Here is a 14,941-nt window from a genome sequence, read left to right as displayed (position 1 = left end):
CCTGGTTTTTTTTTATGGTTAAGGAATTTGTATAGTTATTGAGGTGTGGATAACTTCATGAAGATTTCTTAATCCAGCTCCAGCGCCTAGCCCCTCGAGTCGCTTCGGTCCGCCCATTGAAGTCAAAGAACGACTTCACTGGTCGGCCCTCCAGCGCTTGTCGGGGCTGAACGAGGCGCTTGCGCTTTTTGTTATTTTGTTTGACAATCAAACGGTCATTTGAATAAGATATAATCAAATGATCATTTGAATGAGTGGGGTGAGCAAATTGAAGGAGCAGGATGTCTGCCAGGTCAATTGCGTCCATGACGATAAAGTAGAGCAGGTGTCAGCAGAACTGAAAGAACAAAATACTTCTGCAGCAGCAAAAATTTTCAAAGCTTTATCAGATGAAACTAGGATTAAAATCGCATACTCACTATATGTAGGGAATGAGCTTTGTGTTTGTGATGTAGCTGCAGTCGTCAACTCTTCGACAGCAACTGCTTCACACCATTTGAGGTTGTTGAAAAATCTTGGGCTTGCTAAATACCGGAAGGAAGGCAAGCTTGTTTATTATTCACTGGTCGATGACCATGTAAAGCAATTGATTCACCTGGCGTTTGAACATCAAAAGGAGATGGAGTTTAATGACTGAAGCAGCGCAATCTGGCGAGAAAACAATCTATCGGGTACAAGGCTTCACCTGAGCAAGCTGTGCCGGAAAGTTCGAAGAGAACGTAAAGCACCTGGATGGTGTTTTTGATGCAAAAGTTAATTTTGGCGCTTCCAAGCTGACTGTTTTCGGTAAAGCCTCCATTGAAGAACTGGAGGAGGCTGGGGCATTTGAGAATCTGCGGCTCTACCATGATAAAGCAGAGATGATCCCTGAAAAAAAGAGGCCGTTCTGGCAGGAAAACGCAACGGTACTGATCAGCTTATTGATGATCGTTGCCGCTTATTTTTTCCAGTTTAATTATGGTGAAGAAAGCTTGCCCGCCATCCTATTATTTTTAGGAGCAATTATCGTAGGTGGCTTCTCCTTATTTAAAAGTGGGATAAAGAATCTTCTCAAACTCGATTTTGACATGAGGGCCCTGATGACTGTAGCCATCATCGGCGCTGCCATCATTGGTGAATGGAGCGAGGGTGCCGTCGTTGTCATTTTGTTTGCGATTAGTGAAGTGCTAGAGAGATATTCAATGGATAAGGCAAGAGCTTCTATTCGTTCGTTAATGGATATCGCACCAAAAGAAGCACTGGTCCGGCGTAATGGCAGGGAATACAGCGTTAATGTAAATGAAATAAAAGTCGGCGACATCATGATAGTAAAACCAGGCGAGAAAATTGCCATGGATGGGGAAGTGATCTCTGGATTCTCGGCTGTCAACCAGGCGGCGATTACAGGAGAATCTGTACCAGCTGATAAGAATGTTGGCGATGAGGTGTTTGCCGGTACTCTCAATGGAGAGGGTCTAATTGAGGTCGAAATCACTAAATTGGTCGATGATACCACAATCGCAAAAATCATTCACCTTGTCGAAGAGGCACAGGCGGAAAAGGCTCCTTCGCAGGCCTTCGTTGACCGCTTTGCCAAGTATTACACGCCAATAATTATCCTTGTCGCATTCTTGGTCGCTATTGTACCGCCACTTTTCTTCGGTGCAGGTTGGAGTGAGTGGATTTATCAAGGCTTGGCCGTCCTCGTTGTCGGCTGTCCGTGTGCACTGGTCATTTCAACGCCAGTTTCAATAGTCACTGCGATTGGCAATGCCGCAAAACATGGTGTGCTTGTAAAGGGTGGCATCCATCTTGAGGAAATGGGTGCACTGAAAGCAATCGCTTTTGATAAGACTGGGACGCTGACAAAAGGAGTGCCGGCTGTTACGGATTTCAAAATGGTATCAGGCGAAGATTCAAGCGGCCTTTATGCAGTAATTGCCGCCCTTGAAAATAAATCACAGCATCCACTTGCTTCTGCAATTGTCCGGAAGGCAGCAGCAGACTCAGTGCCATACATGGATATTGTAGTAGAAGATTTCACATCCGTAACCGGTAAAGGATTAAAAGGAACTGTTGCCGGAGTTACTTATTATATCGGCAGCCCTAAATACCTTGGGGAAATGGTTCAAGGCGGAATCCCGGTTGCGGTAGCTGAAGAAATTTCACGCCTGCAGACTGATGGCAAAACAGTGATGGTTGCCGGAGTTGATTCTAGAGTACTTGCTTTGATCGCGGTTGCCGACGAAGTAAGAGAGTCGAGCAGGGAAGTCGTTTCCCGTCTGCATGAGCTTGGTATTGAAAAGACCATCATGCTGACTGGTGACAACAAAGGAACAGCAGAAGCGATTGGCAGCCAGGCTGGTGTGTCGGATATAGAATCCGATATGCTTCCTGAAGATAAGCTTAATTTTATAAAAGACTTGCAGAAAAACCATGGAAAAGTCGCAATGGTCGGAGATGGCATTAATGATGCTCCTGCACTTGCCGCGGCGACAGTTGGAGTAGCGATGGGCGGAGCCGGTACCGATACGGCACTTGAAACGGCGGATATCGCCCTGATGGCAGATGACTTGAAAAAGCTGCCGTTCACGATTAAGTTAAGCCGAAAAACCCTCGCAATCATCAAACAAAATATCGGCTTCTCAATTGGCGTGAAATTGCTGGCACTGCTGTTGGTCATTCCAGGCTGGCTAACTCTGTGGATCGCGATTTTCGCCGACATGGGCGCAACCCTGATTGTCACTCTGAATGGCCTGAGGCTTTTGAGAGTAAAAGATAAATAAAGTTGCACATTACTGATTCAGGCTGGAGGATTCCCATGAATAATTCCTGGAATAAGCTCATTTACAAAGGCTGGGCCCCAATCTACGATAGATTCTTCAATGCTGGCCCATTTTCGAAAGCAAGAAACGTACTGTTCAACGACATCGAGTTTCGTCCGGGGGACAGAGTACTGGTCGTAGGGGTAGGCACTGGGGCAGACATCGAGAGATTACCCTATGACCAATTGGAGATTACGGCAATCGATTACTCAGAGGATATGCTGCAGAGAGCAAAAGACAAATTCAGGGACTCTTCGATAACCTTTTTAAAAATGGATGCCCAACAGCTTGAATTTGAACATGCATCATTCGATTATGTGATCGGAAGCTTGATATTATCAGTAGTCCCCGACAGCAAAAAGGCGTTCGCCGAAATGATCAGAGTTTGCCGCAGGGAAGGACTGGTGGTCGTGTTCGATAAATTTGCACAGCCTGGCAAAAGCCTCTCTTTTGTTAAAAAAGTGTTTAGAGATGTCATTAAACTGCTTGGCACCGACATCGGGGTATCATTTGAGGAAATCAGCTCAACAGAAAGAGCCAGAGTTAAGCTGATTTCAGATGAAGGAGTTATGTTCGGGGACATGTACCGCAGGATTTTGCTGGAGAAAGTCTGTTAAGAAGATGCTTCCATATTAGAAGAGGCTGTTTGCATAACAGCTTCTTTTTCTATGGTGTTAATATATTAAATCGCACAGGCTATGACGGACAGAAATTCACGGCAAACGCAAGAAAGTGTCCGTCATAAAGGCTATGACGGACAGAAATTCATGAAAAATACAAAAAAATGTCCGTCATTCATATTAAATTAAAAAGGTACAAAGCAAAAAAGAGGCCTCCCAAGCAATACTCTGGGAAACCTCTTTAGCAATCTTGATTGTTCAATCTTAAAAAATCCATCCTCGTTCATATTGCTTTGGTGATTCGATGCTTGTTCCAAGCTCCTTAGCTGCTGTCCTTGGCCAGTATGGATCTCGCAGGAGTTCGCGGGCGATGAAAATCAGATCGGCCCGATCATTCTGGAGGATTTCTTCTGCCTGGATTCCTGTTGTGATCAATCCCACCGCTCCGGTAGTAATATTAGCTTCATGCTTGATTCTTTCAGCAAATTTAACCTGGTAGCCTGGATAGGCATGGATTCTTGCTGGTACGACTGCGCCTGAACTGACATCAATCAAGTCAACTCCCAGTTCTTTTAGCGATGCGCCAATTGTTACATAATCATCAACAGTCAAGCCTTCTTCATGATAATCATATGCAGAAACCCGGACAAACAGAGGTCCATCCCACACTGTTTTTACCTCTTCAAGAACTTCCCTGAGGAAGCGGAAACGGTTTTCGGCTGAGCCGCCGTATTCGTCCTCACGTTTATTCGTAAGAGGGGAGAGGAACTGGTTGATCAAATATCCATGTGCAGCGTGAATTTCGATTACATCGAAGCCAGCACGCTTTGACCTTTCAGCAGCCATCCTGAACGCCTCGACAGTTTCCTTGATTTCTTCAACCGTCATAGCCTTCGGTTCTTTATACTTCTCGTCAAAAGCTATAGCAGAAGGAGCGATAATTTCATCACGCAATGCTGCTTTCCGGCCGGCATGTGCCAGTTGGATACCAGCTGCGGCACCGCTTTGCTTGATTTGTTGAGTCAATTTTGTCAGGCCGGATACATGCTCATCGCTCCAGATTCCCAAATCCTGATGGGATATCCTGCCCTGAGGTGTAACCGCAGTTGCTTCAAGGATGATCAGGCCCACTTGCCCGACAGCCCGGCTTACATAGTGGGTCATATGAAAGTCCGTGACAAGCCCATCTTCTTTTTCGCATGAGTACATACACATCGGAGCCATGACAATCCTATTTTTTAGTGTAAGATCTTTAATTTTATAAGGGGAAAATAATTTCTTTTCCAATCCAGAAGCCTCCTTTTATTTCGTTAACCAAAATATAATTCAAGTATAACAGGGCTTTCTGTGGAAAGGAAAAATTGTACTCACCGCAATGTGTTTTTTCTTAATTCCGCAAGCGTATATTTTGTTCCGCGCCAGATAATGCCGCCTCTTTTAAAAGTCAGGTAGCTTGCTCTCAGGATGGAGAAAATGAACAGCAGGGCCGTAAAGGGCAGGACAAGGAACAGCCATGGTGAAAATCGGGTCATTTTCCTTGTTACCATCACATACAGAAAAGCCAAGAATACGAGATTAACAGCACTTAAAATAGCTATTGCCTGATTTTTTGAAAAAAGAGTGAAAAAAGGCACGACCTGGGACACAAAGACACCGAACACCGAGAATAGCACCATGCTGATCCGGTAATGGAGGCCGGCAAATGTGTTCTTCTCAAGGCCTGCTAATGCATCTCTTAAGCTTTGATACCATTCCACTTCAATGAGCGTCATCGCTGTGACAATCCGCTGCTTGAGACCCATGCGCTTTACCAGCATTCCCAGCTGCAAATCATCATCAGGGCGCATCTTTATATATTCATGAGTGCCAACTTTTTCATAGGCCGACCTGGTGATCATATTGAATGCACCAATGCCGACCCCAGTTTTCGAACGCGGATTATTGCCGAGCCACGGTCTTTTATAATAGGAAAAGCCAAACAAGAAGAACGCAACGAAGGCCTTCAGCCAGAATGGCTTTGCACTAAGGTTAGGAGCCGCGGTCAAATGATCGAGGCTGTGTTTCTGAAAATAACCAATCGCTTTTGAAAAAGCCTCGGGACTATACAAAACATCAGCGTCTGTAAATAAAATCAGGTTGCCTGACGCGAGCTGGTAGCCTTTATGGAGAGCGTGGTTCTTGCCGAGCCAGCCTTCTGGCAAGCTATCGATATGAATCACTTTGATTCTTGAATCCAGCCTTACTAAGCTCTCCATCACTTTACCAGTACCATCCTCGGATCGGTCATTAACAAGAATCCACTCGGTATTTTTGTAGGTTTGGTTCAGCTGGGTACGAATGCTTTGTAAGATATGTTCTTCCTCATTCCTGGCAGCCACGATCACGCTGAGGAGTGGTCCCTGGCCGGCAGCTTCAGCTTTTTCGAGGGAGTCCAATTTCCTGAAACCAATCAAAGCGTCAATCGTCGCTGCAATCCAAATGACCAGAGTTAAAGAAAGTAAAATGATAAGCACCTTGCACACGTCCCTGCTGTTTTTCTCCATTGTAGAGAAACATAGGGCCAAAATGCAATTTTAGAGCGGGCGGTTTGCGGCTGCAAGTTCATTGCCAAGCAGTTGGCCAAGCCTTTTTGATTGGGCTGTGGCTTCTTTGATGCAGGATACGAAAGCAGTTTGGACGCCATGCTGCTCAAGGATGCTGATGCCTGCTTCAGTCGTACCGCCCGGGCTGGTCACCTCAAAGCGGAGCTGGGCAGGCTCCTTATCCGACTTTGTCAGCATTTCTGCTGCACCCAGCAGCGTCTGGATAATCAGCTGTTTCGCGGTTTGCTTTTCAAGACCGATTTCAGCGGCGCTTTTCTCCATCGCTTCGACAAGGTAATAAATATAGGCTGGTCCGCTTCCTGATAGGCCTGTGACGGCGTCAAGCTGAGATTCCTCAACGTTTGTTGTCAGGCCGATCGTGTTAAAAAGCTCCTGCACGATCATCTTTTGCGCTTCACTCACATGGGAATTCACTGCCAGGGCAGTTGCCGATTTGCCAATCGCGGCCGAGGTGTTCGGCATTGCCCTTACCACGGCCAATGATTTATCAGCAGCAGTTTCAATAGCGTCAATTGAAACCCCGGCGAGGACGGAAATCACAAGCATACCTTCAGACAGATAAGATTTGATCTCCTCGATCGCCACTGCTGCATCCTTTGGTTTCATCGCCAGGACGACTGCATCCGCGTCTTTAAAAAGCATTCCTAAGTCATATGTCGTTTTGATTCCATATTTCTGCTCCAGAGTTTTCAATCTGTCAGTATCCTGTTTATTTGTCACCCAAATTTGCTCTCCCGGAAGAAGCCCGCTTGCCCCTATCCCGGAAATCATTGCTTCCGCCATCGATCCTGCTCCAACAAAAACAAGCTTCTTCATCAAATTCGCCTCCATAAGTTTGTGTTTTCTGTTATTGAAATACAAAAAGGCCCTTCATCCATAAAAGGACGAAAGGCCATGCTCCCGTGGTACCACCTTCATTCACTTCTTCGGCCAACGCCAAAAAAGTGCAGCTCAACATCCGTTAACGCCGGTATACGTCCAGGTTTGCCTGGCAGCTCGCAAGGTAGGGTTCAACATGAAGAGGGCCGCGGAGCCTTTCAGCCGGTGGACTCCACTCTCTCACACCATTCCTGTCTACTCGTCTTGCTCAAATGCTTTTTAAGATTTTACGAAATTTTAATAGTGATTATGCAAGAAAGACAACCCTTATGTCAAGAGGAAGTTGATTAATTTTTAGTTTTTTCTGAAAATAAAATGTGAAAATAATGACATTTGCCCGCTTTAAAGGTAAACTTAATTTTATATTGAAAAAATACCAGGATCAATAAAGTTGAATGATTTCTTGAACGAATAATCACTTTACCTTATAGAAAAATAATGTTTTGGGGTGTATAGATACTATGACTGAATGGAAAGATGGAATTGCCAAACTGACTTTGCCGACTCCTTTCCCGGTCGGTGATGTGAATGCTTATTTGATTAAAGGAGACAGGTTGACACTTGTTGATGCCGGAACGAAAACAGAGGAGTCCTTGGAGTCGTTCAAGGCGCAGCTGGCCGATTTAAACCTGAAGCCGGAGGACATTGAGCAGGTGATCCTGACCCACGATCATCCTGATCACGTGGGAATGCTGGACTATTTATCACCAGGTCTTGATGTATATGGCCATCGCCTGAATGAAAGGTGGATCAACAGAACCCTGGAATTCGAGAAGGAGCATAAAGAATTTTATGAGAAATTCTTTTTACAACTGGCAATACCAGAGCAATATTTTGTGCCATCGATGAAAGTAATGAAGAAGACATTGGTATTTTCTTGTAATCGCTCATTGACAGGTACTATCAGGGAAAATGATATTCCGCCGGCACTGCCAGGGTGGAGAGTGATCGAGACACCGGGACATGCCCAGAGCCATATCGTGCTATTGCGTGAAAAAGACGGTACAATGATTGCCGGGGATACTATTCTTGCTGGAATCTCGCCCAATCCATTACTTGAGCCGCCGCTTCCTGGCGAAACTGACAGGCCGAAGCCATTGGTTCAATATAACTCGTCACTTAAAAAACTGCAGCAGTACCCGGTTGGACTGGTATACACCGGACATGGAACGGAGATAACAGAATTGCAAAGCCTGATTGAAAAAAGGCTTGCACGTCAGCATGATCGGGCCATGCAGGTAAGAGGAATGCTTGAGGGCAGGGAACTGACTGCATTTGAGGTTTGTAAAATGCTCTTCCCGACAGTCTATGAGCGTGAATTGAATTTAACTATTTCTGAAACCGTCGGACAGCTTGATTATTTACAATCCCTGGACTCCATTTCAGCCAGGGAAGAAGGAACCTCCTTCGTTTATACAGCAAAATGAGGTGAAAGTGGATGCCATCTTTAAAAGGTAAAAATATTATTATTACCGGTGCTTCCGGGGGAATCGGAGTCGAGATTGCCAAGCTTTGTGCGGCACGTGGCGCGAACCTTGTCATTCTCGCCCGGAGTATCGATAAACTTGAGAGTTTAAAAAAGGAATTACAATCAAAGTATGCCATCAATGTCCATGCCCAGCAGCTGGATGTGTCGGACCCTGAAGCAATCAAGCGGGTTTTCTCAGAAGTGCTTACTGACATCCGCTATGTTGATATATTGGTCAACAATGCTGGCTTTGGTATTTTTGATTATGCACACGAAGCGAAAATTGAAGATATCAAAACGATGTTCGACGTCAATGTCGTCGGCTTGATGGCATGCACCTCGATGGTACTGCCTGCTATGAAGCAGAGAAGAAGCGGCCATATCATTAACATTGCTTCCCAGGCAGGCAAGATTGCCACGCCGAAATCAAGTGTATATTCAGCGACAAAGCATGCGGTGCTTGGCTATACGAACAGCTTGCGAATGGAAGTTGCTGATGACAATATCTTAGTCACCGCAGTCAATCCCGGTCCAATCGCTACCAACTTCTTTGAGGTCGCAGATAAACAGGGAACCTACGTCAAAAATGTTAAACGTTTTATGCTGCAGCCTGAATACGTGGCAAAACAAGTAGTCAATCGCATGATGACGAGAACACGTGAAATCAATCTGCCCCGCTGGATGAGCCCAGGAAGCATTGTCTATACACTGTTTCCTCGCACATTCGAACTTTTTGGCAAAAGAGTTTTTAATCAGAAATAACTTTAGAATCAATTTTTTTAGTTACTCTCGAAATATCCTGGAAATATCTTCGTAGACCGCCTCGTAAATTTTTGGCGGTTTTTTTAATTTAGTAAAACTTTTTTCCAGCTTCAAGGTCTAATAGATAGATACAAAGTCAGGGGGAGACATTTTGGAGCTTCAAGAACTCGTACAGAGAGCTAAGAAAGGCGATGAAGCGGCTTTTTACGAATTGATGCAACTTCATAAAGTACGCCTATACCGAATTGCCCTCAGTTATCTGAGAAATAGTGAGGATGCAGTCGAAGCGCTGCAGGAGGTCACTTACAGGGCGTTCCGTTCGATTCAGAAGGTGAAGGAGCCGCATTATTTTACGACTTGGCTGACAAGGATCCTGATAAACTACTGCAATGATGAATTAAAGAAGAGGAAGAAAATGCTCGTCAGCGATGATCTCATCAGCCTGATGGGATTTGAGCACCAGTCCAGCTGGCTTGAGGTCGAGGAAGTCATCGGCAAACTTGATTCCAAAACGAGGCAGGTCATCGAACTGAAATACGTGCATGATTTTAAGATCAAAGAAATTGCCGAGATACTGGAATGCCCTGAAGGCACCGTGAAGACTTGGCTAAACAAAGGGCTGAAAGAGCTTCGCGGACAGCTCGAAGATAAGGGGGGATTAGGCTATGCTTAATGCCGAGGAGAAAAAGCTGAGCAAGGCACAGTCCGCGATTGAGAATATTGAAATTCCTGAACTCCAGCTGGATCAGGCTATCGCTGCCGGAATCAGCAAGGGAAAAAGGAAGCGGAAGAAAAACCTTTTGTACATGAGAACATTAGCGTCAGCAGCAATTCTGATTTTTGCTTTCACAGCGATGCTCCGGACGTCAGAGACATTTGCTTCGTTTGTCACCGCGATTCCGGGGATGGAGAAGATTGTGGAGCTGGTCCGGAATGATAAAGGACTGACTGCAGCCGTTGAAAATGATTTCGCTCAGAAAATCGGAGTATCTGATGAACATGACGGTCTTAAGGTTACATTGGATTCGGTGATTGTCGATGAGCAGATGATGGTGATTTTCTATAAAATTGATTCTTCAGGCGGGCACAAGGAGATTTCGGTTGAAAACCTGAGGCTGACGGACAGTACTGGAAATAACCTTGAAGAAACAGTATCTTCGTTCGGCGGCTGGGTAGAGGATTCACAGAATAACGATGAGCTGCTTCAGGCAACATACGAATTTTACGGGACGAAACTGCCTGAAAACCTGCAGCTGAGCATTGAACTCGCCGAAGGAAGGACAGAGGATGGCCAGCCCCTGGCCAAGCTTGCTGATACATGGGTGCTTCCATTCTCGATTGATAAAGATGCTTTCCTGGATAAAAAAGAAGTATTTGAGGTGAACGAAACAGTCGAGTTTGAAGGCCAGAAAATCACGATTGAAAAAGTGTCTATTTACCCAACGAGAATTGGGGTGACGGCCCATTTTGATGAAGGAAATTCAAAACAGATTTTTGGATTTGAAGACCTGACACTGGTTGATGAAACTGGTGAAGAATGGGCCGCGACCAATAATGGAACCACTGCCCGCCATATGGATGAGTATTCAAAGGAGTTTTTCTTGCAAAGTAACTTTTTCAAAAAACCAGAAGAGCTTCACTTGCGCTTCAATTCCCTGCGAGCAATGGATAAAGACGAGGCAGAAATCATTGTTGATCCCGATAAGATGGAAATCCTGAAGGCTCCAAGCGACGGCCGATTGCAGAAAGTGGGCAGGGAAGGGAACAACTTGTTGCTCAATTTCCGCAGAGGCTCTGAAGCAGGGCTTGGAAATCTATTACTTGATCAGGCAGTTGACCAAAGCGGCGATAAAATTGGTGATGGCTCACAAGCTGTCAGATGGAGCGGCGAAGGTGGATTTGTTGAAGTCTTGTTCCCTTATTTCGGTGAAGAAGCAGCACCAGGCCCGATTACCTTAAAGTTGAATGATTATCCCGCAACAATTAAAGGCGAGGCGAATATTAGATTAAAATAATCAAAGGCTGTCCCTGTTTAGCAGGGCAGCCTTTTCGCTCAACTAGTCCGAAGTTGGTCGATGTTCGGACAGCTTTCCTGGCACCTCCTCCAAAGCTGTCCGAAGTGGTTCGATGATCGGACAGCTTTTCTGGCTTTTCCCCCAAACCTGTCTGAAGTGGTTCGATGTTCTGACTTTTCGATTCTGTGTTTTTTTATGTAGCCAAAAATTCATACACCGCATCATTGATGATGTCATGCAAATCAGCTTCAGGCTCCTCATTTTTCTGTTTCACAATCCTTATATAGATTTCATCGAACTCTGCCTCGCCAAACGGCAGTGAATCATCATGCCGGTACTGCACGAAGCATTTCTGAACCATTTTGCGAATGAGTTTTTTATCCATGAAAAAGCACCTCTCCATCTGATTATACTGGGAATTCACCCTCAAAACACCATCCGGAAAAATCTCCAGACCTGGTATGAGTCGCCATTTTCGCCTTAATTAAGTCAGTCACCCGGAAAATTACCATTGAAACCGAACGCATATTCGCTTAACATAGTGGGTATAATGAAACGGAACAGATGTTCTTATTGTTAGTTGAGACTCACGCGGAAAGGAGAAAGGAAACATGGTCGATTACAGCGAAATGCCGCAAAGTAAAATTTTATGTGTGGATATGAAGAGCTTTTATGCGAGCTGTGCTGCCGTGATGCTTGGCCTTGATCCGCTTGACTGCTATCTGGCTGTCGTTGGGAACCTTGACCGGCCGGGAAGCGTCGTCCTCGCAGCCTCACCGCGTTTGAAAAAGGAGTTTGGCATCAAGACTGGATCACGAAAATTTGAAATTCCCGATGATCCGCGAATTATTGTCGTTGATCCGCAGATGTCCACCTACCTGCGAATCTCCACTGAAATCTCTCGCGTATTCAACCGCTATGTTCCAAAGGAAGCGATCCATACCTACAGTGTCGATGAAAGCTTCATAAAAGTGGATGGGGCCTCTAGGCTTTGGGGTGATGCAGCTTCAATCGCAAAAAAAATCAAGGATGATATCGAGCGCGAGTTCCAGCTTCCCTGCGCGATTGGAATTGGGCCGAACATGCTGATGTCGAAGCTCTGCCTTGATCTTGATGCCAAAAAGAAAGGCATTGCTGAATGGACCTATGACGATGTCCAGACGAAGCTATGGAACGTTTCGCCGCTCAGGGAGATGTGGGGAATTGGCCGCCGCGTCGAGAAAACACTGAACAGCATGGGGATTTTCACAGTCGGCCAGCTGGCCCGCTATGACCTTGAGAAACTGGAGAAAAAATTTGGTATAATGGGCAATCAGCTATACTGGCACGCATGGGGAATCGATTTTTCGGATATTGGTGCCCCGATCATGGAAGGGCAGGTCAGCTTTGGAAAAAGCCAGATTCTGCTTCGTGATTACAAGGAAGAAGAGGAAATCAAGCATGTCATCCTCGAAATGAGCGAGGAAGTCGCACGCAGGGCAAGGAGCCATGGGAAAGCAGGCCGGACCATCAGCTTCGGGATCGGCTATAGCCAGGATGAATTCGGCGGAGGCTTCCACCGCTCAAGGACAATTGAGGAGCCAACAAATATCACAATGGACCTGTATCGTGTCTGCCTCAAGCTTTTTGCCGAAAACTACACCGGAAAGACGGTGCGAAGCATTTCAATTTCACTCGGGAACCTTGTCACCGACAGCGAATTCCAATTGAATCTATTTGAAAAAAACGGCTGGAAAAAGAAAGAGCTTGGTTATGCAATGGACCGGATCCGCAGCCGCTACGGCTCGTCAGCGCTCTTAAGGGCGGTATCGTATACGGCAGCCGGAACAGCAAGGCATCGCGCTGCACTTGTTGGCGGGCATAAGGGTTGATAAAGGAGGAGAGCAAGATGATTCGCGACCGCGGAAGAATTAAATGGACGTCAATGATGCTTCCTGAGCATGTCAAGATGCTGCGAGACTGGGCACAGGAGGACGAATATGAAAAGGAAAAGCAGCTGGATGAACAGCAGCTTGAACTATTGAACGAAACAATCCTCGAAGCGATGGAGTATAACCGACCGCTCAGCATCACCTATTTCAGGCAAAGAAAATATGAATTGGTGATCGGGAAAATCCATTATTGGAATGAGCTTGGGCAGAAGCTCCATATTGTCGACAGATTCGAAGAAATCCATCGTATCGGGATTTCCCATATTGCTGATGTAAGGCTTGCGGATGAGTGGTAGTTGATTCACTGGAAAAATCCCTGTCACCCTGTTTAATAAAGGTCAACAGAAAGTTCCCCATAAAAAGAGCAATGGGATTGCCCATTGCCCTCAAAAAATTATTCCGTTTCATCAGCTTGCGGTGCACGCACGACTGATTCGAATTTCCCTTTATGCGAAGCATCGCAAAACGGCATGTTTTTGCTCATGCCACAGCGGCAAAGCGAGAACGCAGGCTTCGTTTCATATTTATTGCCGGCACCATCCAGCAGCTCAACATCACCGGAAATCCTTAATGAACCATTATCATTCACCTTTATTGTTACTTTTGACAAAATAAGCACCCCTTTCAAGTGTCACAATTATCTTTGATAGTAAAAGTTAATCGGGGAAATTGCAAGACTATTTTAAAATTGGCCAAGGGCTGTAAAACGAAAAAAACGTCTTCATATGGTAAAATGGGAAATCGGAAAGGGAGTGCAGTCATGAAAATTAAAATCACCGAAGCAGCGTTAAACAAACTGCAAGAAAAGGTTTCAGGAAAACAAGGGTATTTAAAATTGAAATATGATATAGATGGATGCGGCTGTGCAGTAAGTGGGGTAGCTGCCCTTTGGTTTGAAAGCGAACATTATGAGGAAGAAAACAAGATAGAGACAGGCGGAATTCCAATCTATATGGAAAAAGCCAAGGAAGTCTTTTTTGCTGAAGAAATGACGATCGATTTTAAGGATGCAGCAGGATGTTTCCAATTAAAGAGTCCGAATGAATACCTGAATCCAAGAATGAGCTTCCATGATAAAAGGAAGTTATGAGTTTACAAAAAATTGAAAAAAAGGTTAAATAAGAGAGAGGTATGTAGAAATACATAGAAGTTTGACGCGAAGGCAGGGGAGAAAGATGGGGAAATTGTGGAGGTCAGCCATATTGATATTGTGCATGCTCGTGCTGTCATCGTGCGCCTATAAGACTGCAGGAGAAGCAATCCAAAACGATATTCCGTTCAACATCAAACAAATCGTCCACAAGGAAAAAGTGGATGATGGATGGCTCATCTTATACACAACAGAGCAAAAAGAAGGCTCAAACACATTCGACGCACTGGCAGCAGCCTATATCAAAGGCAGCGAAAAAGAAGGCTGGGAAAATGCGGGACATAACCACTGGACTTATTATAAAAATGATTTCATAATCCTGTATGCCGACACTTTCACAACCTTTAAAGAAGACGGAACATTGGATACGAAGATTCCCGTGATTTTTGGGAAAGTCGTGAATCCTGATATCAAAACCATCGAAGCCGCAGGACCAGATGGCAAGTTTACCAAAATAGAAATCTTTGAAAAAGAAAACGAACGCTATTATTACGCAATAGGCGATTACAAAGAAGTCAGGGCACTGGACGCCGCAGACAAGGAAATCGATCGTCAGGGTAAAAAACAGTAAAAAGATTGGCTCGTCCGGGGATGAGCCAATCTTTTTTTTTGTCAAAGGACAAGTGACAAGGTCTATCGGACAAACAGAAGCGGGACCAGAAGGAAAGTGTCCGATAGAAAGGCTCTATCGGACAAACAGAAGCGGGAC

At 45.2% G+C, this 14,941-nt stretch carries 17 protein-coding genes; 11 read left to right on the top strand and 6 right to left on the bottom strand.

Annotated elements, in window-relative coordinates; translation table 11 throughout:
* Nucleotides 1-55: 55 nt before the first annotated feature.
* Nucleotides 56-211, bottom strand: coding sequence for a hypothetical protein (locus tag J7E32_RS10000; RefSeq protein ID WP_214906905.1), 156 nt, complete (start codon nt 209-211; stop codon nt 56-58).
* A gap of 57 nt (nt 212-268) precedes the next feature.
* On the opposite strand from J7E32_RS10000, the gene J7E32_RS09995 reads away from it, so the two are divergent.
* Genes J7E32_RS09995 through J7E32_RS09985 form a run of 3 tightly spaced genes read left to right on the top strand, consistent with a single transcriptional unit; the run spans nt 269 to nt 3,421 of the window.
* Nucleotides 269-637 carry an ArsR/SmtB family transcription factor gene (locus J7E32_RS09995; protein ID WP_286182980.1) on the top strand — a complete coding sequence of 123 codons (369 nt, stop codon included), beginning with the start codon at nt 269-271 and terminating at the stop codon, nt 635-637.
* Nucleotides 630-2,765: a heavy metal translocating P-type ATPase gene (locus tag J7E32_RS09990; RefSeq protein WP_214906900.1), complete on the top strand. Its 2,136-nt coding sequence runs from the start codon at nt 630-632 to the stop codon at nt 2,763-2,765. The genes J7E32_RS09995 and J7E32_RS09990 overlap by 8 nt, the downstream gene beginning before the upstream one ends.
* A gap of 35 nt (nt 2,766-2,800) precedes the next feature.
* A complete protein-coding gene (locus tag J7E32_RS09985) occupies nt 2,801-3,421 on the top strand; it encodes a class I SAM-dependent methyltransferase (RefSeq protein ID WP_214906898.1) in 621 nt (206 codons plus the stop codon).
* Nucleotides 3,422-3,688: 267 nt separating this feature from the next.
* Here the strand turns inward: J7E32_RS09985 and namA are convergent, their stop codons facing one another.
* From namA to proC, 3 genes are all read right to left on the bottom strand, one after another.
* On the bottom strand, nt 3,689-4,711 hold the full coding sequence (gene namA / locus J7E32_RS09980; RefSeq protein ID WP_214906896.1) for an NADPH dehydrogenase NamA: 1,023 nt from the start codon (nt 4,709-4,711) through the stop codon (nt 3,689-3,691).
* Nucleotides 4,712-4,791: 80 nt separating this feature from the next.
* Nucleotides 4,792-5,937, bottom strand: a complete 1,146-nt coding sequence (locus J7E32_RS09975) for a glycosyltransferase family 2 protein (protein WP_214906893.1) — start codon at nt 5,935-5,937, stop codon at nt 4,792-4,794.
* A 60-nt stretch (nt 5,938-5,997) separates the two neighbouring features.
* The gene (gene proC / locus J7E32_RS09970) at nt 5,998-6,843 is read right to left on the bottom strand and encodes a pyrroline-5-carboxylate reductase (protein ID WP_214906891.1); all 846 of its coding nucleotides are present in this window, start codon (nt 6,841-6,843) and stop codon (nt 5,998-6,000) included.
* Nucleotides 6,844-7,367: 524 nt separating this feature from the next.
* Here proC and J7E32_RS09965 point away from each other — a divergent pair.
* The 4 genes from J7E32_RS09965 to J7E32_RS09950 all read left to right on the top strand — a co-directional run bounded on the left by J7E32_RS09965 (nt 7,368) and on the right by J7E32_RS09950 (nt 11,151).
* Complete coding sequence (locus tag J7E32_RS09965) at nt 7,368-8,333, top strand: MBL fold metallo-hydrolase (protein WP_214906890.1); 966 nt, start codon at nt 7,368-7,370, stop codon at nt 8,331-8,333.
* 11 nt (nt 8,334-8,344) lie between these two features.
* Nucleotides 8,345-9,136: an SDR family NAD(P)-dependent oxidoreductase gene (locus J7E32_RS09960; RefSeq protein WP_214906889.1), complete on the top strand. Its 792-nt coding sequence runs from the start codon at nt 8,345-8,347 to the stop codon at nt 9,134-9,136.
* A gap of 151 nt (nt 9,137-9,287) precedes the next feature.
* Nucleotides 9,288-9,809 carry a sigma-70 family RNA polymerase sigma factor gene (locus J7E32_RS09955; protein WP_214906888.1) on the top strand — a complete coding sequence of 174 codons (522 nt, stop codon included), beginning with the start codon at nt 9,288-9,290 and terminating at the stop codon, nt 9,807-9,809.
* Nucleotides 9,802-11,151, top strand: a complete 1,350-nt coding sequence (locus J7E32_RS09950; protein ID WP_214906887.1) for a DUF4179 domain-containing protein — start codon at nt 9,802-9,804, stop codon at nt 11,149-11,151. The genes J7E32_RS09955 and J7E32_RS09950 overlap by 8 nt, the downstream gene beginning before the upstream one ends.
* Before the next feature lie 193 nt (nt 11,152-11,344).
* Here J7E32_RS09950 and J7E32_RS09945 read toward each other — a convergent pair whose 3' ends face one another.
* Nucleotides 11,345-11,536, bottom strand: coding sequence for a YqzH family protein (locus tag J7E32_RS09945; RefSeq protein ID WP_214906886.1), 192 nt, complete (start codon nt 11,534-11,536; stop codon nt 11,345-11,347).
* Between the two features lie 226 nt (nt 11,537-11,762).
* Here J7E32_RS09945 and J7E32_RS09940 point away from each other — a divergent pair, with 226 nt between their 5' ends.
* A complete protein-coding gene (locus J7E32_RS09940; protein ID WP_214906884.1) occupies nt 11,763-13,022 on the top strand; it encodes a Y-family DNA polymerase in 1,260 nt (419 codons plus the stop codon).
* Between the two features lie 17 nt (nt 13,023-13,039).
* Entirely contained in the window at nt 13,040-13,378 is a 339-nt protein-coding gene (locus J7E32_RS09935) for a YolD-like family protein (RefSeq protein ID WP_214906881.1), read from the top strand.
* A gap of 98 nt (nt 13,379-13,476) precedes the next feature.
* Here the strand turns inward: J7E32_RS09935 and J7E32_RS09930 are convergent, their stop codons facing one another.
* The gene (locus J7E32_RS09930) at nt 13,477-13,701 is read right to left on the bottom strand and encodes a CDGSH iron-sulfur domain-containing protein (RefSeq protein ID WP_404809850.1); all 225 of its coding nucleotides are present in this window, start codon (nt 13,699-13,701) and stop codon (nt 13,477-13,479) included.
* Nucleotides 13,702-13,842: 141 nt separating this feature from the next.
* On the opposite strand from J7E32_RS09930, the gene J7E32_RS09925 reads away from it, so the two are divergent.
* Nucleotides 13,843-14,172, top strand: a complete 330-nt coding sequence (locus J7E32_RS09925; RefSeq protein ID WP_214906877.1) for an iron-sulfur cluster biosynthesis family protein — start codon at nt 13,843-13,845, stop codon at nt 14,170-14,172.
* A gap of 85 nt (nt 14,173-14,257) precedes the next feature.
* Entirely contained in the window at nt 14,258-14,803 is a 546-nt protein-coding gene (locus J7E32_RS09920) for a hypothetical protein (protein WP_214906875.1), read from the top strand.
* Nucleotides 14,804-14,941 lie beyond the last annotated feature (138 nt).

It is taken from the genome of Bacillus sp. ISL-55, assembly GCF_018613155.1.
Taxonomy (GTDB): Bacteria; Bacillota; Bacilli; order Bacillales; family Cytobacillaceae; genus Mesobacillus.
Note: the sequence above shows the minus strand (reverse complement) of the source record. Positions and strands in the feature narration are given on the sequence as shown.

Bases quoted from the DNA above. Each gene is read 5' to 3' on its own strand.
- J7E32_RS09985 (WP_214906898.1), top strand. From the start codon at position 2,801: ATGAATAATTCCTGGAATAAGCTCATTTACAAAGGCTGGGCCCCAATC.
- proC (WP_214906891.1), bottom strand. From the start codon at position 6,843: ATGAAGAAGCTTGTTTTTGTTGGAGCAGGATCGATGGCGGAAGCAATG.
- J7E32_RS09965 (WP_214906890.1), top strand. From the start codon at position 7,368: ATGACTGAATGGAAAGATGGAATTGCCAAACTGACTTTGCCGACTCCT.
- J7E32_RS09960 (WP_214906889.1), top strand. From the start codon at position 8,345: ATGCCATCTTTAAAAGGTAAAAATATTATTATTACCGGTGCTTCCGGG.
- J7E32_RS09950 (WP_214906887.1), top strand. From the start codon at position 9,802: ATGCTTAATGCCGAGGAGAAAAAGCTGAGCAAGGCACAGTCCGCGATT.
- J7E32_RS09945 (WP_214906886.1), bottom strand. From the start codon at position 11,536: ATGGATAAAAAACTCATTCGCAAAATGGTTCAGAAATGCTTCGTGCAG.
- J7E32_RS09940 (WP_214906884.1), top strand. From the start codon at position 11,763: ATGGTCGATTACAGCGAAATGCCGCAAAGTAAAATTTTATGTGTGGAT.
- J7E32_RS09935 (WP_214906881.1), top strand. From the start codon at position 13,040: ATGATTCGCGACCGCGGAAGAATTAAATGGACGTCAATGATGCTTCCT.
- J7E32_RS09925 (WP_214906877.1), top strand. From the start codon at position 13,843: ATGAAAATTAAAATCACCGAAGCAGCGTTAAACAAACTGCAAGAAAAG.
- J7E32_RS09920 (WP_214906875.1), top strand. From the start codon at position 14,258: ATGGGGAAATTGTGGAGGTCAGCCATATTGATATTGTGCATGCTCGTG.